The 19,233-nt window shown below is 75.5% G+C and carries 18 protein-coding genes; 12 read left to right on the forward strand and 6 right to left on the reverse strand.

The features are described from left to right. The first annotated feature begins 1 nt into the window (after position 1). Genes ACWEPX_RS05190 through ACWEPX_RS05205 form a run of 4 tightly spaced genes read left to right on the forward strand, consistent with a single transcriptional unit; the run spans position 2 to position 5,631 of the window. Positions 2-1,177, forward strand: a complete 1,176-nt coding sequence (locus tag ACWEPX_RS05190; protein WP_451895825.1) for an ABC transporter permease — start codon at positions 2-4, stop codon at positions 1,175-1,177. Beyond that, positions 1,174-2,310, forward strand: coding sequence for an ABC transporter permease (locus ACWEPX_RS05195; RefSeq protein ID WP_451895826.1), 1,137 nt, complete (start codon positions 1,174-1,176; stop codon positions 2,308-2,310). The genes ACWEPX_RS05190 and ACWEPX_RS05195 overlap by 4 nt, the downstream gene beginning before the upstream one ends. 42 nt (positions 2,311-2,352) lie before the next feature. Next, a complete protein-coding gene (locus tag ACWEPX_RS05200; RefSeq protein ID WP_451895827.1) occupies positions 2,353-4,371 on the forward strand; it encodes a tetratricopeptide repeat protein in 2,019 nt (672 codons plus the stop codon). Positions 4,372-4,386: 15 nt separating this feature from the next. After that, complete coding sequence (locus ACWEPX_RS05205) at positions 4,387-5,631, forward strand: DUF445 domain-containing protein (RefSeq protein ID WP_451896164.1); 1,245 nt, start codon at positions 4,387-4,389, stop codon at positions 5,629-5,631. On the opposite strand, the gene ACWEPX_RS05210 is transcribed toward ACWEPX_RS05205, so the two are convergent. Genes ACWEPX_RS05210 through ACWEPX_RS05220 form a run of 3 tightly spaced genes read right to left on the reverse strand, consistent with a single transcriptional unit; the run spans position 5,632 to position 8,342 of the window. Next, complete coding sequence (locus tag ACWEPX_RS05210; protein ID WP_451895828.1) at positions 5,632-6,471, reverse strand: metal ABC transporter permease; 840 nt, start codon at positions 6,469-6,471, stop codon at positions 5,632-5,634. Next, entirely contained in the window at positions 6,472-7,365 is an 894-nt protein-coding gene (locus ACWEPX_RS05215) for a metal ABC transporter ATP-binding protein (RefSeq protein WP_451895829.1), read from the reverse strand. Continuing rightward, complete coding sequence (locus ACWEPX_RS05220; RefSeq protein WP_451895830.1) at positions 7,317-8,342, reverse strand: metal ABC transporter solute-binding protein, Zn/Mn family; 1,026 nt, start codon at positions 8,340-8,342, stop codon at positions 7,317-7,319. Before ACWEPX_RS05220 ends, ACWEPX_RS05215 begins: the two co-directional genes overlap by 49 nt. Positions 8,343-8,511: 169 nt before the next feature. Here ACWEPX_RS05220 and ACWEPX_RS05225 point away from each other — a divergent pair, with 169 nt between their 5' ends. Next, positions 8,512-9,612 (forward strand): LacI family DNA-binding transcriptional regulator, encoded by a 1,101-nt coding sequence (locus tag ACWEPX_RS05225; protein ID WP_451895831.1) that lies wholly within the window; start codon positions 8,512-8,514, stop codon positions 9,610-9,612. Here ACWEPX_RS05225 and ACWEPX_RS05230 read toward each other — a convergent pair. Beyond that, positions 9,609-10,289: a hypothetical protein gene (locus tag ACWEPX_RS05230; protein ID WP_451895832.1), complete on the reverse strand. Its 681-nt coding sequence runs from the start codon at positions 10,287-10,289 to the stop codon at positions 9,609-9,611. The genes ACWEPX_RS05225 and ACWEPX_RS05230 overlap by 4 nt on opposite strands. A gap of 179 nt (positions 10,290-10,468) precedes the next feature. On the opposite strand from ACWEPX_RS05230, the gene ACWEPX_RS05235 reads away from it, so the two are divergent. From ACWEPX_RS05235 to ACWEPX_RS05245, 3 genes are read left to right on the forward strand one after another with little or no spacing between them, the layout of a single operon-like run. Beyond that, positions 10,469-10,960: a beta-class carbonic anhydrase gene (locus ACWEPX_RS05235; protein ID WP_451895833.1), complete on the forward strand. Its 492-nt coding sequence runs from the start codon at positions 10,469-10,471 to the stop codon at positions 10,958-10,960. 19 nt (positions 10,961-10,979) lie between these two features. After that, entirely contained in the window at positions 10,980-11,843 is an 864-nt protein-coding gene (locus ACWEPX_RS05240) for an A/G-specific adenine glycosylase (protein WP_451895834.1), read from the forward strand. Beyond that, on the forward strand, positions 11,843-12,349 hold the full coding sequence (locus ACWEPX_RS05245) for a 2'-5' RNA ligase family protein (RefSeq protein WP_451895835.1): 507 nt from the start codon (positions 11,843-11,845) through the stop codon (positions 12,347-12,349). The genes ACWEPX_RS05240 and ACWEPX_RS05245 overlap by 1 nt, the downstream gene beginning before the upstream one ends. On the opposite strand, the gene ACWEPX_RS05250 is transcribed toward ACWEPX_RS05245, so the two are convergent. Next, complete coding sequence (locus ACWEPX_RS05250; protein WP_451895836.1) at positions 12,281-13,081, reverse strand: alpha/beta fold hydrolase; 801 nt, start codon at positions 13,079-13,081, stop codon at positions 12,281-12,283. The two genes, ACWEPX_RS05245 and ACWEPX_RS05250, sit on opposite strands and share 69 nt — an antisense overlap. 83 nt (positions 13,082-13,164) lie before the next feature. On the opposite strand from ACWEPX_RS05250, the gene ACWEPX_RS05255 reads away from it, so the two are divergent. From ACWEPX_RS05255 to ACWEPX_RS05270, 4 genes are read left to right on the forward strand one after another with little or no spacing between them, the layout of a single operon-like run. Then, positions 13,165-14,586 carry a M1 family metallopeptidase gene (locus ACWEPX_RS05255; RefSeq protein WP_451895837.1) on the forward strand — a complete coding sequence of 474 codons (1,422 nt, stop codon included), beginning with the start codon at positions 13,165-13,167 and terminating at the stop codon, positions 14,584-14,586. 9 nt (positions 14,587-14,595) lie between these two features. After that, on the forward strand, positions 14,596-14,913 hold the full coding sequence (locus tag ACWEPX_RS05260) for an antibiotic biosynthesis monooxygenase family protein (RefSeq protein ID WP_451895838.1): 318 nt from the start codon (positions 14,596-14,598) through the stop codon (positions 14,911-14,913). Beyond that, positions 14,897-15,694 carry an SIR2 family NAD-dependent protein deacylase gene (locus ACWEPX_RS05265; protein ID WP_451895839.1) on the forward strand — a complete coding sequence of 266 codons (798 nt, stop codon included), beginning with the start codon at positions 14,897-14,899 and terminating at the stop codon, positions 15,692-15,694. The genes ACWEPX_RS05260 and ACWEPX_RS05265 overlap by 17 nt, the downstream gene beginning before the upstream one ends. A 2-nt stretch (positions 15,695-15,696) precedes the next feature. Continuing rightward, positions 15,697-18,774: a BTAD domain-containing putative transcriptional regulator gene (locus ACWEPX_RS05270; protein ID WP_451895840.1), complete on the forward strand. Its 3,078-nt coding sequence runs from the start codon at positions 15,697-15,699 to the stop codon at positions 18,772-18,774. A gap of 21 nt (positions 18,775-18,795) precedes the next feature. Here ACWEPX_RS05270 and ACWEPX_RS05275 read toward each other — a convergent pair whose 3' ends face one another. Beyond that, a complete protein-coding gene (locus ACWEPX_RS05275; RefSeq protein ID WP_451896165.1) occupies positions 18,796-19,191 on the reverse strand; it encodes a RidA family protein in 396 nt (131 codons plus the stop codon). Positions 19,192-19,233: the final 42 nt, after the last annotated feature.

The raw sequence follows: 19,233 nt of genomic DNA on the forward strand, positions 1-19,233 counted from the left end.
GATGCGACCTCTGCTCGTGGTGGGCGGCCGGGAGCTGGCCGCGCGCCTGCGCGACGGGACCGCGGTGCTCATCGCGCTGGTCGCGCCGATCGTGCTTGCCACGATGTTCGGCTTCGCGCTCGGCGGCGACGACGACCCGCCGCTGCGCGCCACGATCGGCATCGTCGACCACGACGGCGGGGAGTTCCCCGCCAGCGTGCAGCGGGAGGCGCTGGGCGCCGAGGAGCTGCGCGGCATCCTGACCTTCAAGTCCTATGTGGACGACGACGCGGCGCGGGCTGCCATCGACTCCGGCGAGGCGGGCGCGGCGATCGTGTTCCCGGCCGGGTTCAGCGCCAGCGTCGGCGCGGGCGACGGTGGCGAGGTGACCGTGCTGGCGTCGGCCGACGCCCCGCTGGCCGGGGTGATCGCGCGCAGCATGGTCGACCGGATCTCGGCCCTGGTGGAGGCCCGGACGCTGGCGGTGCGCGCGGCGCTGCGCGCCGGGGTGCCCCCGGAGGAGGTCAAGGAGTTCGTCGAGCGCAACGGCGCGGCCGGGCCGTCGCTGTCGCTGGCCAGCGACCCGGTCAGCGGCGGGGCGGTGGACCTGGCGGTGTACTACGGCTCGGGCATGGCGGTGATGTTCGCCTTCTTCGTCGTCGGCCTCTCGGCGCGCTCGCTGCTCACCGAGCGCCAGCTCGGCACGCTGGCCAGGATGCGGGCCGCGCCGATCCCGGCCTGGACGGCGGTGGCGGGCAAGGGCGCGGTCGGCTTCCTGCTGGCCCTGCTCAGCATGTGCGCGACCTGGCTGTCCTCCGAGCTGATCTTCGGCGCCAGCTGGGGCCCGCCGCTGGGCGTGCTGGCGCTGGTCGTGGCGCACACCTTCGCCGCCACCATGATCGTGATGCTGGTGGCCAGCGGCGCCCGCACCGACGCCCAGGCCGACGGCTACACCCTGGGCATCGCGTTCGTCTTCGCCTTCCTCGGCGGCAGCCTGGTCCCGGTCTACAACCTGCCGGACTTCCTGCAGGCGGTGTCCCTGGCCACGCCCAACGGCTGGGTCTCGGCGGGCCTGACCGAGCTGGCCGCGGGCGGCGGGCTCGGCGCGGTCGCCCTGCCGGTGGCCGTGGTGACCGGCATCGGGGTGGTCGCCGGGGCCGTCGCGGTGCTGCGCTTCCGGAAGGGGTTGCTGGCATGAGCGCGGTCCGGGCCCTGGTGGTGGCCAACCTGGTGCGGCAGGTCCGCGACCGGGTCGGGCTGTTCTTCATGGTCGTCATGCCGTTCGTGACGATCATGTTCGTCGGCCTGGCGATGGGCGGGGCGGACGACTCGCGCATCCCGGTCGCGGTGGTGGCCGCCGACGGCGACCCGACCGGCGACGCGGTGCTGCGCGAGCTGGCGGCCAGCCCGGCGCTGGAGGTGCGGCGCGCGGGGTCGGCCGAGGAGGTCCGGGCCGACGTGCGGCGCGGGGTGGTGGCCGCCGGGCTGGTGATCGAGCCCGGGACCACCGAGTTCGACCTGGTGCTGACCCAGACCAGCGGCAGCGGCATGGCCGCCCGCTCGGAGATCGACGTCGCCGTGGGCAAGGTGTCGGCGGTGCTGGAGGCGACCCGGGCCGCCGAGCAGGCGGGCGCGAGCCCGCAGCAGGCGGCCGAATACGTGCGGGCCGCGCAGGCGGAGTCGGCCGACGTGCTCGTCCGCGACACCGGCGGCGACGACGGCGAGCCCACCGGCTTCGCCTACACCGCCCCGGCCAACCTGCTGCTGTTCACCTTCATCAACTCGATGGCCGTGGCCGCCGCGCTGGTGGAGAGCAGGCGCATCGGCATGGTCCGCCGGACCCTCGCCGCGCCGGTGCGGGAGGGCACCGTCCTGTTCGGCGAGGCGCTGAGCAGGCTGCTCGTGGCCGCCGCCCAGGCCCTGCTGATCATCGTCGTCAGCGCGCTGATGTTCGACGTGTCCTGGGGCGACCCGCTGGGCGTCGCCGTGGTCGTCGCCCTGTTCTGCCTGGTCGCCACCGGCGCGGCGATGCTGGTCGGCGCGCTGGTCGCCAACCCGCAGCAGGCCCCGGCCATCGGCCCGCCGCTGGGCATCGTGCTCGGCATGCTGGGCGGCTGCCTCTGGCCCAAGGAGGTCGCAGGCGAGCCGCTGACCACGATCGGGTATCTCTTCCCGCACTCGTGGGCCATGGACGCCCTCCTCACGCTCACCCGACCGGGTCACGGGCTCGGTTCGGTGTGGACGGAAGTGGCGGTTCTGGCCGGGATGGCCGCGATCGCCCTGGGCACTGCCCTGATCGTGTTCCGCGGACGGGCCCTGCGGGTGGCCTGACGCCGCGTTGCGGGTGCGGGGTCGGCCGGTGAGCATGGGCCGGTGGCGGACGAGCACTCCAACCCGGTGGCCGATCCCGTCTACGCCCCGGTCGTCCAGGCCCGGGACCTCACCGCGGAGCTGCGGGTCGACGTGCGCCCCGGGGTGCCGCTGCCGCACTGGTTCGGGGCCCGGCCGCCGCGGGCGCGCGGGTTCCAGGAGCGGCGGGCGCCGCTGGACGGCACGACCGTGCTCACCGGGGAAGCGGGGGTCGGCAAGAGCCAGCTCGCCGCCGACCTCGCCGAGCGGCTGTGGGTGGCGGGGCGGGTGCGGCTGGTCGTCTGGGTGCGGGCCTGGTCGCGGGAGGCGGTCGTGGGCGAGTACGCCCGGGTCGGCTCCGCGCTGACCGGCGTGCGGCACCGCGACGCCGAGGTCGGCGCCCTGCGGTTCCTGCAATGGCTGGCCGCGGCGCGCGAGCCGTGGCTGGTGGTGCTCGACGGCGTGGGCTCCCCCGCCCACCTCGACGGGCTGCTGCCCGGCGGCCGCGGGCACGTCCTGGTGACCGCCCGCCGCCCCGACGGCGTGCCGGGCTCGGTGCTGGAGGTCCCGGTGTTCGCACCGGCCGAGTCGGCGGCCTACTTCGCCGCCGCGGTCCGGGCCGAGCTGCTGCCCGGCGCCGACGACCTCGCCGCCGAGCTGGGCCACCTCCCGCTGGCCCTGGCCCAGGCCGCGGCCTACCTGGCCGACCGGGGGCTGACCTGCCGGGAGTACCTGAAGCTGTGGCGGCAGCGCAAAGCCGCGGGCGGCTTGCCCGACCCCGCCGCCCTCGAGTCGGTCGCCGTGCCCGAGTCGGTCGCCGTGACCACGGCGCTGTCGGTCGAGCGCGCCGACGAGGGCGCCCCGGCGAGCGGGCTGCTGCGGCTGGCGAGCGTGCTGGACCCCGAGGGCATCCCGCTGCCGGTGTTCACCGCCCCGGCGACGGGCGCGTCGCAGGCCCGGGTCCGCGCCGGGCTGCTGGCCCTGCAGCGGCTGGGCCTGGCCGATGTGGACCAGGAGGTCCGGGTGCACCCGCTGGTGCAGCAGACCGTCCGGGACGGGCTGTCCACCCGCGACCGCACGGCGGCGGCCAGGACCGCGGCGGTCGCGCTGCTGGAGGTGTGGCCGCCCGCCGAGCGCGACCCGGTGGCGGGCCGGATGCTGCGCGCCAACGCCGCCGCGCTGGAGCGGTGCGCCGGGGACGTGCTCGGCGAGGACGGCTACCCGGTGCTGCTGCGGGCCGCGCAGAGCCTGGGCGAGTCCGGCCAGCCGGTCGCCGCGGCGGCCGACCTGCTGCGCCTGGCCCAGGCCGCGGCCGAGCGCTGGGGCCACGACCACCCCATCACCCTGGTCATCCGCTCCCGGCACGCCCACTGGCAGGGCGAGGCGGGCGACCCGGCCGGGGCGGCCAAGCGCTTCGCCGACGTGCTCGCCGACCGGCTGCGGGTGCTGGGCCCCGCCGACCCGTCGGTCGCCACGACCCGCGGGAACCTGGCGTTCTGGCGCGGCCGGGCGGGCGGGGCGGACACCGCGTCGCTGGACTTCGCCGCGCTGCTGGCCGAGCAGACCCGCACCCTCGGCCCCGACCACCCCGACACCCGCCGCACGCGCGACCTCCTGGCGAAGGCCCTGGGCTCCACCGCCGACCCCGCCGCGGCCGCGATCGCGCTGGCCGACCTGCTCGCCGACCAGGCCAGGGTCCTGGGCCCCGACCACCCCGACACGCTCATGACCCGGTTCGAGCGGGCCGTCATGCTGCTGACCGCGGGCGAGCTGAGCCCGTGCGCCACCGAGCTGGCCGACCTGCTCGCCGACCGCCGCCGCGTCCTGGGCCCGCACCACCCGGACACCCTGCGCACCCGCGGGGCGCTGTGCGTGTGCCGGTGGCAGGCGGGCGACACCACCGTGGCCGCGGAGATCCCCGCGCTGCTCGCCGACTGCGACCGGGTGCTCGGCCCCGACCACCCCGACACCACGACGGTGCGCCGCTACCACGATTACCTCAGCGGACGGCCTGCGCGGTCGGATAACCTACCCGGCGGTTAAGCCGTGGAGGTGGAGTTGGACGCGGGCCGGGTGCTGTCGGACATCGCGGCCGACTGGCCGCTCTTCGCCATGATGCCGGTCATCGCGGCCATCATCGGCTACGTGACCAAGCGGGTCGCCATCGAGATGATGTTCCGCCCGCTGCGCTTCGTCGGCATCGCCGAGCCGTACCTGGGCTGGCAGGGCGTGGTGCCGCGCAACTCGGCCCGGATGATCCGCGTCTCCACCGAGATGATCACCACCCGGCTGGTCGACGCCCGCCAGCTGGCCGCCCGGCTGGACCCCGACGAGCTGGCCAGGGAGATCCAGGGCCCGCTGCTGCTGGTCATCGACCGGGTGACCAGGGACGTGATCGCCGAGCACCACCCGCGGCTGTGGGAGACGCTGCCGGTCTTCGCCCAGGACATGATCATCAAGCAGGTGCAGGCCGGGGCGCCCGCGATGGTCCGCCAGATCGTGTCCGACCTGCGCGCCAACATCGACGAGGTGCTCGACATCCAGCAGGTCGCCATCGACGCGCTGGAGCGGGACAAGTCGCTGCTGGTCCGGCTGGTCCGCGACATCTCCCGCCCGGAGATGGCCTTCATCGCCCGCTGCGGCATCTACTTCGGCTTCGCGCTGGGGGTGGTGCAGACGGTGGTGTGGGCGCTGACCAGGGAGCCGCTGGTCCTGCCGATCTTCGGCGGGCTGATCGGCTGGTTCACCGACTGGCTGGCGATCAAGCTGGTGTTCTTCCCGCGCGAGCCGCGGCGCATCCTGGGCATCCGGTTCCAGGGGGTCTTCCAGCGGCGGCGCAAGGTGGTGGCGCAGCAGTACGGCGAGATCGTCGCCCGCGAGGTGATGACGGTGCCGAACATCATCAACGGGATCCTGCACGGCCCCCGCTCCGACCGGGTCATGGCGATGGTCCGGCGCACCGTGACCAAGGTGGTCGACGAGCAGGCCAGCCTCGCCAAGCCGTTCGTCGCGGTGGCCGTGGGCTCCCGCCGCTTCCAGCAGATGAAGCACGCCGCCGCCGACAAGGCCATGTCCTACCTGGACGAGACGGCCCGCATCGCCGCCCCCTACGCCCAGGAGCAGATCAACCTGGGCAAGGTCATCGCGGCCAAGATGGACAAGCTGACCAGGGTCGAGTACGAGGGCCTGCTGCGCCCGGCCTTCCGCCAGGACGAGTGGAAGCTGATCGCGGTCGGCGCGGTCATCGGCGCCCTGGTCGGCGAGCTCCAGGTGCTGGTGTTCCTGTCGTCGGGCTGGTTCTAGTCAGGCGCGGGTCAGCTTGCGGCTGCGGCCGACCGCCCAGCACACCACGTAGATCACGAACGAGATCGCCGTGACGAAGGCGCTGATCGGCGCGCCGGGGGCCAGCGACAGGATGATCCCGCCGACCGCGGACACCAGCGCGAACAGCACCGACAGCAGCGTCGCGCGCAGCGGGCTGGCCGTCACCCGGCAGGCGGCGGCCGCGGGGGTCACCATCAGCGACAGCACCAGCAGCGCCCCGACCGTGCGCACGCCCAGCGCCGTCGCCACGCCCACCAGCACCGCGAAGACCAGCGACAGCGCCATCACCGGCACCCCGCGCGCCCGGGCCACCTCGGGGTCGACGGAGGCGAACAGCAGCGGCCGGTAGATCACCGCCAGCACCGCGAACACCCCCGCCGCGCAGCCCAGCAGCAGCGCGACGCTGGCGAAGTCCTGGCCCACGATCTGCCCGGTGAGCAGGCCGAACTTGTTCGACGCCCGGCCCTTGTAGAACCACAGCATCAGCACGCCGACACCCAGGCCGAAGGCCAGCACGACGCCGATCACCGAGTCGTAGTCCGACGTGCGCCGCGACAGCAGGGCCAGCACCAGCGCCGCGACGATCGCCCCGGCCAGCGCGCCGTTGCCGATGTCCCAGCCCAGCAGCAGGGCCGCCGCGCCGCCGGTGAAGGCCAGCTCGCTGGTGCCGTGCACGGAGAAGGCCATGTTCCGGCTGACGATGAGCGGGCCGAGCACCCCGGCCAGCAGGCCGAGCACGACGGCGACGACCAGCGCGAGCTGGACGAACGGCTGGTCGAGCAGGGCCAGGGTCAGGTCGACGTCGAAGAAGCTGTCCACTTACCCCGCCTCGTGGTCGTGGTGCGGGTTGTCCTCGCACAGGTCGCTGTGCGCGCCGACGACGTGGATCTGCCCGCGCACCCGGATCACCTCGATCTCCGTGCGGTACAGCTCCGAGAGCGTCGCCGAGGTCATCACCTCGTCCGGGCGGCCCACCCGGAAGCGGCCGTCCACCAGGTACAGCACCCGGTCGACCAGCGGCAGCACCGGGTTGATCTCGTGGGTCACGAACAGCACGGCCGTGCCCGCGCTGCGGCGCCGGGCGTCGATGAGCGTGCTCACCGCGCGCTGGTTGGCCAGGTCAAGCGAGAGCAGCGGCTCATCGCACAGCAGCACCGACGGGTCGCCGACCAGCGCCTGGGCCACCCGCAGCCGCTGCTGCTCGCCACCGGAGAGCAGACCGACCGGGCGGTCGGCGAACGCCGCGGCGTCGACGGACTCGATGGCCGCGGCCACCCGCGCGGCCCGCTCGCGGCGGCCCGCCCAGCCCGGGCCCCAGCGGTGCCCGTCGAAGCCGAGGCCGACCAGGTCGCGGCCGCGGATGGCCAGCGAGGGGTCCAGCGCCCGCTGCTGCGGGATGTACCCGACGCCGCGGTTGCCCCGGCCGGGGGCGGCGCCCGCCACCCGGACGGTGCCCGCGGTCAGCTTCTGCAGGCCGAGCAGCACCCGCAGCAGGCTGGTCTTGCCGGATCCGTTCGGGCCGAGCACGGCGACGAACTCCCCGGGCGCGATGTCGAGGTCCAGGCCGTCCCAGAGGACCCGGTCGCCGTAGGACAGCCGGGCGGCGGACAGCGCCACCGCGCTGCCCGGGCGGGAGGCGGTGGTGGCGGCGGCGGGCTGGGCGCTCACTGCGCCACGGCCGCGGCCAGGCGGTCGACCTGCTCGGTCATCCATTCAAGGTAACCGCCGACCCCGTCCGGCAGCGTCTCGGTCATGCCCACCACGGGCACCCCGGCACGCTCCGCGGTCGCCTTGACCGCCTCGGTCACCGGGGTCGCGGTCTGGTCGTTGAACACCACGGCCTCGACCTGCTTGTCGGTGATCAGCTTCTCGATCGCGGCGCGCGCGGCGGCGGAGGGCTCGCCCTCGTCGGCGACGGCGTCGGCGAACTCGGCCGGGGTCGCGTCCGCCAGGCCCGCGGTCGCCAGCAGGTAGGCCGCGACCGGCTCGGTGGCGACGACCTTCGCCCCGGGGGAGCCGATGGCGGCGGCCTTGGCGGTCAGGGCGTCGAGGTCGGCCCCGAAGGCGGTCGCGTTGGCCTCGAAGGTGGCGGCGTTGGCCGGGTCGATGGCCGCGAGGTCGGCCGCGACCCGGTCCGCGACGGCGTGGACGGCGGCGAAGTCGTACCAGATGTGCTCGTTCGCGCCGTGGTCATGGCCGTGCTCGTGGTCGTGGCCGTGCTCGTCCTCGGCTTGCTCCCCCTCGGTGTGCTCACCGCCGGTGGGCTTCCCCTCGGTGTGCTCGCCCTCGGCGGGGGCGGCTTGGACGTGGCCGCCCGCGACCTCGACCGCGACGATCCGCTTGAGGTCGCCACCGGCGTTGTCGGCCAGGCCGGTGAAGAAGTCGTCGTAGCCGCCGCCGTTGGACACCGCGAGGCGGGCGCCGTCGAAGGCCACGGCGTCGGCGGGCCGGGCCTCGTAGCCGTGCGGGTCGGCGGCCGGGTCGGCCAGGATCGGCCGGACCTGCACGGCGTCGCCGCCGACGGCCCTGACCACGCTGGCCCACACGTTCGTCGAGGTCACCACCACGGTCCCCGACCCCGTGCCGGGGCCGGTCTGCTCCGGTGATCCACCGCACGCGGCGACGCCGAGGAGCGCCGTCGCGGCGAGGCCCGCCACGGCGGCGGCCGGTCTGCGGGGACGAGAGGTCATCTGGGGCTCCTGCTGGGCGACGGCCGCCTGCTGGCGACAATGGAAACCGTTGTCGAAATCAGTTTACGGCACGTCCGGGTGATCGCGTCACACGACCGGGTGAATGTGGCGAATCCAGCAGGACGTCCTCGGGCTTCTGCAATTGGTTCTGAACCGTTACGGTCAGATCATGGCGCGGTCTATTCATGTCCGACGGCCTGCGACACTGGCGTCGCTGGCCGCCGAACTCGGGGTCTCCAGGACCACGGTGTCCAACGCTTACAACCGTCCGGACCAGCTGTCCCCCGAGCTGCGCAGGCGGGTGCTGGAGACCGCGCGCAGGCTGGGCTACCCGGGGCCGGACCCGGTGGCCCGCTCGCTGCGCACCCGCAAGGCGGGCGCGGTCGGGCTGCTGCTCACCGAGAACCTCTCCTACGCCTTCCGCGACCCGGCCGCGCTCGGCTTCCTCGAGGGCCTGGCGCTGGCCTGCGAGGGCGCGGGCCAGGGCCTGCACCTGGTGCCGGTCAACCCCGAGCGCGAGGACGTCGCCGCGGTGCACCGGGCGGGCGTGGACGGCTTCGTCGTCTACTCCGTGCCCGACGACGACCCGCACCTGGCCGCAGTGCTGTCGCGGCCGGTGCCGACCGTGGTCGCCGACCAGCCCAACGTCGAGGGCGTCGACCAGGTCGGCATCGACGACCACGCCGCCATCACCGCCCTGGCCCAGCAGCTGATCAACCTCGGCCACCGCCGCATCGGCGTGCTCTGCATGCGGCTCTCCCGCGACCGCAACGACGGCTTCGCCTCCCCCGAGCGCCAGCGCGCGGCGCACTTCCACGTCCAGCGCGCCCGGCTGGGCGGGCTGGCCGAGGCGTTCGGCGCGGTCGGGGTCGAGTGGTCGGGCGTGCGCGTGGTGGAGCGCTTCGACCACACCACGGCCAGCGGGGCCTCGGCCGCCGCCCAGCTGCTCGACGCCGACCCGCAGGTCACCGCGCTGATCTGCACCTCGGACATCCTGGCGCTCGGCGCGCTCACCGAGGCCCGCCGCCGCGGGCTGCGGGTGCCGCAGGACCTGACCGTGACCGGCTTCGACGGGATCGCCGACGCCGACCGCGCCGGGCTGACCACCGTGCGCCAGCCGGTGCTGGAGAAGGGGCGGGCCGCGGGCAAGCTGCTGCTCGGCGCGCCCGACCCGACCCGCCCGCGCGAGGTCGTCCTGGACACCGAGCTGGTGCCGGGCAGCACGGCCGCTCCCCCGCGCACCAGCGAGGAGCGCTGGTTCGGGCCCTAGCGGGTCAGGGTCAGCGCGACCGGCTCGCCCGCGCGGCCGCCGAGCCTGGGCACCACCCGGTACTCCCCGGCGGGCACGCCGTCGCGGCGGGTCGGGCAGCCCGGCGCCGAGGTCCGGCCTGCCCAGCGCACCTCGTACTCGTGCCGCTCGCGCGGTGCGAGCACGACCGGCGAGGGCGCCTGCCCGCCGAAGTAGCAGTCGTTGCTCGACCACAGCCGGGTGCGCCCGTCGCGGCTGGTGACCACCAGCTCGCGGCGGGACCGGCCGAGGTCGTAGGTGCACGGCACCGGCCCGGCGTTGACCACGACCAAGCGCAGCAGTGGCCGCTGCCCGACCTGGTAGGAGCGCTCGCCGGTCTCGGCTGCGACCCGCACGGAGGTGTCCGGGCAGGGCGCGCCCGGGTCGGCGGGGACCTGCTCGGGCGTGCGGCTGCGCGGGGTCGGCGACGGCTCGGCCGCCGTGGGCGAGGTGGCGGCAACCGGCGCGGCGGCAGCCGAGGTGGTAGGAGTGGCGGCGGACGGCCCGGGGGCCTTCGACGAGGAGGCCGCTTCGCCCTGGACGGGTTCATCGCCGCCGAGCAGCGCGTCGATGAGCCAGATCAGCGCGACCAGGGCGAGCAGCACACCCACCAAGGCGCCGACCCGGCGCCGGAAGTACACGCCGCGGGGGTCGTCCATGAGCATCGACCGTAGTCGCGGCGACCGGGCCGATTGTGGCAGCAAAACGTCACTCGATCGGGCGGTCTCCCGTCAGCGGCGCATGCCACAGTGAGATTCGTTCCACTGCCCTTGTCCAGGTGGTGGGACACCGGTTCCAATTGCTGATCAAAGACCGACGACCGCCGGGAGCAGGCCAGATGACCGCCATCGACGACCTCCTGCAGCGCCACCTCGACGGGCCAGACATCGGGGCACCGGGCATCCTCACCCCGTCCCCCAAGCTGCACCTGGCCGTGGTGACCTGCATGGACGCCCGAATCAAGGTGTTCGACGTGTTCGGCCTCAAGCACGGCGAGGTGCACATCCTGCGCAACGCGGGCGGCGTGGTGACCGACGACGTCGTGCGCTCGCTGTCGATCAGCCAGCGCAAGCTCGGCACCCGCGAGGTCATCGTCATGCAGCACACCTACTGCGGCCTGTCGACGATCACCGACGACGAGTTCCGGGACGAGCTGCTGGAGGACACCGGCCTGCGCCCGACGTGGGCGGTGGAGGCGTTCCGCGAGGTCAAGGACAGCGTGCGGCAGTCGGTCGAGCGGGTGCGGCGCAGCCCGTTCATCCCGCACACCGACAACGTGCGCGGCTTTGTCTACGACGTGAACACCGCGGCGCTCACCGAGGTCCACTGATCGCTTAGAGTCGCCCGCGATGGACGTGCGCGCGGTGGTGTCGTGGTTCGACGCGGTCGCTCGGGACCTGCCGTGGCGGGCCCCCGACCGCACCGGGTGGGGCGTGCTGGTCAGCGAGGTGATGCTCCAGCAGACCCCGGTGGCCCGGGTGGAGCCGGTCTGGCGGGAGTGGATGGACCGCTGGCCGGTGCCCTCCGCGCTGGCCGCGGCCGGGCGCGGCGAGGTCGTGCGGGCCTGGGGCAAGCTCGGCTACCCGCGCCGGGCCCTGCGGCTGCACGAGGCGGCCGCGGTGATCGCCGCCGAGCACGGCGACGTGGTGCCCGCGGACGTGGACACGCTGCTGGCGCTGCCCGGGATCGGGGCCTACACCGCCCGCGCGGTGGCCGCGTTCGCCTACGGGCAGCGCTGCCCGGTGGTCGACACCAACGTCCGCCGGGTCGTCGCGCGGGCGGTGCACGGGGCCGGGGAGGCCGGGCCGCCCTCGACCGCGCGGGACATGGCGGACGTCGAGGCGCTGCTGCCGGAGACCGGGGCGGCGCACTTCTCCGCGGCGCTGATGGAGCTGGGCGCGGTGGTGTGCACGGCCCGGTCGCCGCGGTGCGCCGACTGCCCGGTGTTCACCTCCTGCGCCTGGCAGCGCGCCGGGCGGCCCGCCTACCAGGGGCCGGTCAAGGCGGCGCAGAAGTTCGCGGGCACCGACCGGCAGGTCCGCGGCCTGCTGCTGGACGTGCTGCGCGGCTCGTCCACCCCGGAGCCGAAGTCGCGGCTGGACCTGGTGTGGGCCGACGCGGGCCAGCGCGACCGCTGCCTGGACTCCCTGCTGGTGGACGGCCTGGTCGAGCAGACCGCCGACGGCCGCTTCGCCCTGCCCGGGGAGTCCTGATGGCCCAGCGGGTCGCGGTGCTCTTCGACGACGCCGCCGACCGCGCGGTGCGCGAGCTGTGGGCGCGGCTGGACGCGGCCGGACTGCCTGCCGGGCGCGCCTTCGCCCCGCACCTGACCTTCGCGGTGGCCGCCGAGATACCGCAGCGGACCCGGGACGCGCTGCGGGCGGCCCTGCGGCTGCTGCACCTGCCGTCGCTGTGGTTCGGCTCGCTGTCGGCGTTCGCCAGCACCGAGAACGTGCTGGTGCTCTCGGCGGTGGCCGACCCGGAGCTGCTGGCGGTCCACTCGGCGGTGCACGACGTGCTCGCGGGCGCGGTGAAGCACCCGAGCGCGTACCACCTGCCCGGCTCCTGGGTGCCGCACTGCGCGCTGCTGGACCAGGTCGGCGCCGAGGAACTGGTGCGCGGCTTCGCCGCGGTCTTCCCGGTCGACGCCCTACGCGCCCGCGTCGCCGCCGTCGCGGTCCTGGACACCGCCACCGGCGAGGCCGACCTGCTGACCTGACAGGAACGCCTCGACCGCGCCCCGGAAGAACTCCGGGGCCGCGGCGTGGACGAGGTGGCCCGCGCCCGCGGCGACGACGTGCGCCCCGCCCGCGCGCCGGGCGATCTCGGCCTGCTGGCCCGCGGGCATGGCGCTGTGCTCGGCCTCGATGACCAGCAGCGGGCAGCGCACGGCGTCCACCCAGGACCAGTACTCGCGCCTGCCCCACTCCGCGGCCACCGCGAACAGGTCGTCCACCGCCGAGAGCAGGTGGTAGCCGTCGGCGCGCTCCTCGACGCACTCGGCGAAGTAGGGGCCGACGACCGGGCCGAAGAACTCGTGCAGGTGGGCCAGCGAGCGGAACGGGACCGGCCAGGTGTCGAACAGGGCGCGCCACCCGTCGACGGTGCGGCCGCGCAGGTCGACGGCCATGTCGACGACCACGAGGCCGCGGACCAGCTCCGGGTGGGTGGCCGCCGCGCCCAGGCCGTGCAACCCGCCCATCGAGTGGCCGATGACCACGCCCGGGCCGCGCTCGGCCAGCACCGCGGCGACGTCGGCGACGAAGTCCGGGGTGCGCCAGGACGGGCCGCGGTGGGGGCTGCGCCCGTGCGAGCGCGCGTCGAAGGCCACCACCCGGCCGTACCGGGTCAGCCACCGCGCCACCGGCCACCAGGTGGTCGCCCTGCCCATCAGGCCGTGGAGGAGGAGGATGGTCTGGCCGTCACCGCCGAAGTCGATCACGTCGTCCACGGGGAGCGAGTCTGCCGGAAGCAACCCGGGCGCCACAGCGCGCCGGTCATGATGGGCGGGTGCGTCCAGTCCCCGTTCGAGTGATGTCCGCCCTGGTGGCCGCCGCCGCGCTCACCGCGTGCACGTCGGCCCCCGAGCCCCAGCAGCAGCAGGCCGCGCCGGAGCCCCGGCCCGCCGAGGAGGGCGTCGGCGCCGCGGGCATCGGGGACCCGTACTACCCCGACGACGGCAACGGCGGGTACGACGTCACCGCCTACGAGGTCGGCATCAGCTACGACCCGGCCACCCGCAGGCTCGACGGCGACACCGTGGTGAAGGCCACCGCCAGCACCGACCTGACCCGGTTCAACCTGGACCTGACCGGCTTCGAGGTCGAGTCCGTCGAGGTCGACGGGACCGCGGCGGGCCACGCCCGCGAGGGCGAGCAGGAGCTGGTCATCACCCCGGCGACCCCGCTGCGGCAGGGGCAGGCGTTCGCCGTGCGGGTGCGGTACGCGGGCGAGCCCGAGGCGGAGTCCGAGGGGCCGCTGGGCGCGGGCGGCTGGCAGGTCAGCAAGTCCGGCGGGGCGTACGCGGCGGGCGAGCCGCACAGCGCCAGCAGCTGGTACCCGGTCAACGACCACCCGCGCGACAAGGCCACCTTCGCCCTCACCGCGCGCGTGCCCGACGGCTGGAGCGTGGTCTCCAACGGCGTCGAGCAGCCGCCGAAGGCCGAGGGCGGGTGGACGACCTACCGCTGGGTCGAGCCCAACCGCATCGCCACCTACCTGACCACCATCGGCATCGACAAGTGGGTCTTCGAGCGCTCGACGCTGCCCGGCGGGATCCCCGTGGTCAACGCCTACGCCCCCGGCACCGAGGACAAGAAGGCCGTGCAGGCGCGGATGCCGGAGATCATCGCCTTCTTCGAGAGCCGGTTCGGCCCGTACCCGCAGAGCGCGGCGGGCGGGATCTACCTCAACGAGAACATCGCCTTCTCGCTGGAGACCCAGGGCAGGCCGATCTACGCCAAGTGGGCCGAGGTGGACGTGGTGGCGCACGAGCTGGCCCACCAGTGGTGGGGCAACAGCGTGTCCATCGACACCTGGGCCGACATCTGCCTCAACGAGTGCTTCGCCTCCTACGCGATGTGGATGTGGGAGGAGTCGCAGGGCGCCGACCTCGACGAGCTCTACCGCACCACCGTCGCCCGCAACTACGAGCGCGACCGGTTCTGGAAGCGCAAGCTCTACGACATGGGCCGCGGCAACGAGTTCACCGCCGTCTACGACAAGGGCCAGCTCGCCCTGCACGCCCTGCGCAAGCGCGTCGGCGAGCAGGCGTGGGCGCAGATCCTGCGCACCTGGCTGGGCGCCCACGCCGACGGCACCGCGTCGTGGGAGCAGTTCGAGGACCTCGTCGCCGAGGTCGCGGGCGCGGACGTGCGGCCCTTCCTCGACGCCTGGTTCCGCCAGCCCGCCCGACCGGCTGACGAGCACCTCTTCCCGGGCCCGCTGGCGCGTTAGTGTGGCCGCATGGCAATCGTGAAGATCAACGCGATCGAGGTCCCCGAGGGCGCGGGCCCGGAGCTGGAGAAGCGGTTCGCCGCCCGCCTCGGCGCGGTCGAGGGCCAGCCCGGCTTCCTCGGCTTCGAGCTGCTGCGGCCGACCGGCGGGGAGACCCGCTACTTCGTCTACACCCGCTGGGAGAGCGAGGAGCACTTCCAGGCGTGGATGGGCGGCTCGGCCAAGGAGGCGCACGCCGGGGAGCGGGCCAAGCCGGTGGGCACCGGGTCCAGCCTGCTGGAGTTCGAGGTCGTGCAGAGCGCGGGTCCCCGTGCGCCCGGAGCTTGACCGGGCCGCCGAGCTGATCGCCGCCGCCGACGCGCTGCTGGTGTGCGCCGGGGCGGGCATGGGCGTGGACTCCGGGCTGCCGGACTTCCGCGGCGACCGCGGCTTCTGGGCGGCCTACCCGCCCTACGCCCGGCTCGGGCTGCGCTTCGCCGAGCTGGCCGACCCGGTGCACTTCGCCGAGGACCCCGAGCTGGCCTGGGGGTTCTACGGGCACCGGCTCGCCCTCTACCGGGCCACCGAGCCGCACCCGGGCTTCGACGTCCTGGCCGAGCTGGGCGCCCGGGTGTTCACGTCCAATGTGGACGGGCAGTTCCAGAAGGCCGGGTTCACCGGGGTGGCCGAGGTGCACGGCTCGATCCACCACCTGCAGTGCCTCGGGCCCTGTTCCAGCCGGATCTGGCCTGCCGACGGGCTCGACGTCGAGGTCGACCCGCAGACCATGCGCGCGGTCGGGCCGCTGCCGACCTGCCCCGGCTGCGGGAGCCTGGCCCGGCCGAACATCCTGATGTTCGGCGACTACGGCTGGGTGCCCGACCGCAGCCAGGCCGAGCTGGACGCGCTCAACGCCTGGCGGCGCTCGGCGGGCCGGGTCGCGGTGCTGGAGATCGGCGCGGGCACGGCGGTGCCGACCGTGCGGCGGATGGCCGAGCTGGCCAGCGCGGCGACCGGGGCGCTGATCCGGATCAACCCGCGCGAGCCCGAGGTGCGCCACGGCCGCGGGGTCGGCCTGGCGATGGGCGCCGCCGAGGCGCTCGCCGAGCTGCGGAAGCGGTTGACCTGACGGTGGAGGTGTCGCTGCTCGGCCCGGTGCGGGCCGTCCGGGACGGGACCGAGCTGCCGGTGGGCGGCCCGCGGCTCAAGGCCGTGCTGGCCCGGCTGGCCATCGACCCCGGCCGGGTCGTGCCGACCGGCACGCTGATCGCCGACCTGTGGGGCGGGCAGCCGCCCGGCGACGCCGTCAACGCCCTGCACTCGCTGGTGTCCCGGCTGCGCAAGGCCCTCGGCGACCCCGGCTCGGTGGAGTCGCACGCCACCGGCTACCGGCTGGCCGCCGAGGTCGACACCGTGCGCTTCGAGCGCGCCATCGCCGCGGCCCGGGCCGCCGCGCAGGCGGGCCGCCACGACGAGGCCGCCGCGCAGCTGCGCGCGGCGCTGCGGCTGTGGCGGGGCGAGCCGCTGTCGGGCATCGGCGAGACCGGCTTCGCCGCCGCCGAGGCCGCCCGGCTGACCGAGCTGCGCGCCCGCGCCGCCGAGGACCGGGCCGAGGCCGACATCCTGGCCGGGCGGGCCGCCGAGGTGGTCCCGGAGCTGCGCACCGCCGTCGCCGCGCGGCCGCTGGCCGAGCGCCCGGCCGCCCTGCTGATCCGCGCGCTGGCGGCGACCGGCCAGCAGGCCGAGGCGCTGGCCGCCTACGACCGCATCCGGCGGGACCTGGCCGAGCAGCTGGGCGTGGAGCCCTCGCCGCAGTTGCGCGACCTGCACGTGGCCCTGCTGCGCGGGGAGCTGGCGCCCCGGCAGGCCGCCGCCCGGCCCGCCGAGCCGCCGCCCCCGGCGCGCGGGCCGCGCCCGCTGACCAGCTTCGTCGGCCGCACCGCCGAGCTGGCCCGGCTGCGCGCGCTGCTCGCCGAGCGGCGGCTGGTGACCCTGGTCGGCCCCGGCGGGGCCGGGAAGACCCGGCTGGCGACGGTGCTGGCCGGCGAGCTGGCCGCGCCGACGCCGTTCGCCGCGCTGGCGGGCGTGCACGCGGCCGAGGACGTCGTCCCCGCGGTGCTGTCCGCGGTGGGCGGGCGGGAGACCCCGCTGTTCGAGGCGATGCCGGCGCGGGCCGCCCTCGACCGGCTGGTCGACGTGCTCTCGGCGCGCCCCGCCGTGCTGGTGCTCGACAACTGCGAGCACGTCGTCGACGCCGCCGCGCACCTGGTGGACGCGCTGCTGGCGCGCTGCCCGCAGCTGCGGGTGCTGGCCACCAGCCGCGAACCGCTGGCGATCACCGGCGAGACCGTCTTCGCCGTCGGCCCGCTGCCCCAGGCCGACGCGCTGGAGCTGTTCGCCGACCGGGCCGCCGCCGCGGGCGCGGTGGTCGAGCAGGCGGTGGCCGCGGAGATCTGCCGCAGGCTCGACGGCCTGCCGCTGGCGCTGGAGCTGGCCGCGGCCCGGCTGCGCTCGATGACGCCCCGGCAGGTGGCCGCCCGCCTCGACGACCGGTTCCGGCTGCTGACCGGCGGCGACCGCACCGCGCTGCCGCGGCACCGCACGCTGCGGGCGGTCGTGGAGTGGAGCTGGGACCTGCTGCCCGCCGACGAGCGGCTGCTGGCCGCGCGGCTCTCGGCGTTCCCGGCCGGGGCGACGGCGGAGTCGGTGGCCGCGGTGGCCGGGCTCCCGGTCGACGACGTGGTCTACGCCCTGGCGTCGCTGGTGGAGAAGTCGCTGGTCATCGGCGGCGAGGACCGCTACCGGATGCTGGAGACGGTCCGCGCCTACGCCGCCGAGCACCTCACCGCGGACGCGCGGCTGGCCTTCGCCCGGCACATGCTCGACCTGGTGACCGAGGCCGAGCCGCGGCTGCGCGGGCCCGACCAGGTCCACTGGCTGCGCCTGCTCGCGGCCGAGCACGCGAACCTGCTGGCCGCGGTGCGGGTGGCCGCCGCCATCGGCGAGGTCGGGCTGGCCAGGGAGATCGCCGCGGGGGCGTCCTGGTTCTGGGCGGTCAGCGGCAGCCACGAGGAGGTGGCCCAGCTCGCCGCGGAGCTGATGGCGCTGCCCGGGGACGGCCCCCCTGCGGAGACGGCGATGCTGGCCGTCTACGCCGCCTTCGGCGCGTCCGGCGGGCTGCCCGAGCCCGAGGTCCTGCGCGGCCTGCTCGACCGGCTGGCCGCCACCGACGCGATGACCCGCTTCCCGATCACCGCGATCCTGGAGCCCATGCTCGCCACCACCACCGGCGACGCCGAGCTGGCCCAGGCCCGGCTGGCCAGGGCCGCCGAGCTGGCCGACCCGTGGGGCCGCGCGGCAGGCCTGCTCAGCCGCGCCTACCTGGCCGACATCAGCGGCCGCCCGGAGACCGCCGACGGCGCCTCGGCCGAGGCCCTGGCCGCCTTCCGCGAGCTGGGCGACCGGTGGGGGCAGGCGCTGGCCACGATGCAGATCGCCGAGCAGCACTCGCTGTGCGGCGAGCACGCCGCCGCGCTGCGCGCCGACGAGGACGCCGTGCGGGCCGTCGCCGAGCTGGGCGCCGCGGACGAGCTGGCGGGCGCCCGGGCCCGGCTGGGCCTCACCCGCGCCCGGGCGGGCGACCTCGCGGGCGCCGAGCGCGAGCTGACCGAGGCGCTGCGGCTGGCCGAGGAGCGCGGCGGGCACGAGCTGGCCGCGCTCGGCCGCATCTGGCTGGCCGCCGTCGCCCGCCAGGCGGGCGACCTCGACCGCGCCGCGGAGCTGGTGGCCGAGGGCCGCGCGGCCCTGCACGCGCTGGAGCGGCCCTCGGCGCAGTGGCTGGCCGTGCACGGCTGCGTCTCGGCCGACCTGGCCTGCGCCACCGGCGACCCCGCCGCGGCGCGCGGCTGGCTGCGGGAGGCGCTGGCCGCGATGGCGCAGACCCCGGACATGCCGGTCGTCGCCGCCATCGCAGGCTCGGCCGCCCGCGCCGCGGCCACCGCAGGCGACCACGCCACCGCCGCCCGCCTCATCGGCATCGCCACCGCGATCCGCGGGCGGCCGGACCTCGGCGACCCGGAGCTGCCCGGGCTGCTGGCCGCGATCGACGACCGCATCGGCGAGGCCGAGCGCCTGCGCGCCCACGACGCGGGCGCGGGCCTGCCGCAGGCGGCCGCCCTCGCCGAGCTGGCGGACCTCATCGCCGGCTGACCCAGCCCGGCGCAGCGCGCATCACCCGACGGCGGTGCCCTCCAGCTCGACCATCAGGTCGAGCAGCGCCAGGCGGGTCACGCCCAGCATCGTCGTGGTCGGGGCCACCTGGGCCGCGCCCAGCCGGGCGGCCAGGACGCCGTAGTGCTGGAAGAGCAGGTCCACGTCAGTCGTGTAGACCGTGAGCCGGACCAGGTTGCCCAGGTCCATACCCGCTTCGGCGAGCACCGCCGCCAGGTTGTCGACGGCCAGCGCGAGCTGCGCGGCCATGTCGCCCGCGTGCTGGGGCTTGCCGTCGGCGTCCATCGCCGCCTGCCCCGAGCAGTACAGGGTCCGGGTGTGCCCCGACACGACCTCGCCCTGGTTGTACCCCAACTGCACCGACCACGCCCACGGGTTGACGGTCGTCCGCTGCACAGCCACTTCTGCTCCAATCGGTTGTCGAACTGCCGAACAGAG

The organism is Actinokineospora sp. NPDC004072, assembly GCF_053604195.1.

What these genes read in the sequence shown, in the direction of transcription:
- ACWEPX_RS05190 (WP_451895825.1), top strand. Translation starts at nt 2, where the DNA reads ATGCGACCTCTGCTCGTGGTGGGCGGCCGGGAGCTGGCCGCGCGCCTG.
- ACWEPX_RS05195 (WP_451895826.1), top strand. Translation starts at nt 1,174, where the DNA reads ATGAGCGCGGTCCGGGCCCTGGTGGTGGCCAACCTGGTGCGGCAGGTC.
- ACWEPX_RS05215 (WP_451895829.1), bottom strand. Translation starts at nt 7,365, where the DNA reads ATGGATGACCGAGCAGGTCGACCGCCTGGCCGCGGCCGTGGCGCAGTG.
- ACWEPX_RS05220 (WP_451895830.1), bottom strand. Translation starts at nt 8,342, where the DNA reads ATGACCTCTCGTCCCCGCAGACCGGCCGCCGCCGTGGCGGGCCTCGCC.
- ACWEPX_RS05225 (WP_451895831.1), top strand. Translation starts at nt 8,512, where the DNA reads ATGGCGCGGTCTATTCATGTCCGACGGCCTGCGACACTGGCGTCGCTG.
- ACWEPX_RS05230 (WP_451895832.1), bottom strand. Translation starts at nt 10,289, where the DNA reads ATGGACGACCCCCGCGGCGTGTACTTCCGGCGCCGGGTCGGCGCCTTG.
- ACWEPX_RS05235 (WP_451895833.1), top strand. Translation starts at nt 10,469, where the DNA reads ATGACCGCCATCGACGACCTCCTGCAGCGCCACCTCGACGGGCCAGAC.
- ACWEPX_RS05240 (WP_451895834.1), top strand. Translation starts at nt 10,980, where the DNA reads ATGGACGTGCGCGCGGTGGTGTCGTGGTTCGACGCGGTCGCTCGGGAC.
- ACWEPX_RS05245 (WP_451895835.1), top strand. Translation starts at nt 11,843, where the DNA reads ATGGCCCAGCGGGTCGCGGTGCTCTTCGACGACGCCGCCGACCGCGCG.
- ACWEPX_RS05255 (WP_451895837.1), top strand. Translation starts at nt 13,165, where the DNA reads ATGTCCGCCCTGGTGGCCGCCGCCGCGCTCACCGCGTGCACGTCGGCC.
- ACWEPX_RS05260 (WP_451895838.1), top strand. Translation starts at nt 14,596, where the DNA reads ATGGCAATCGTGAAGATCAACGCGATCGAGGTCCCCGAGGGCGCGGGC.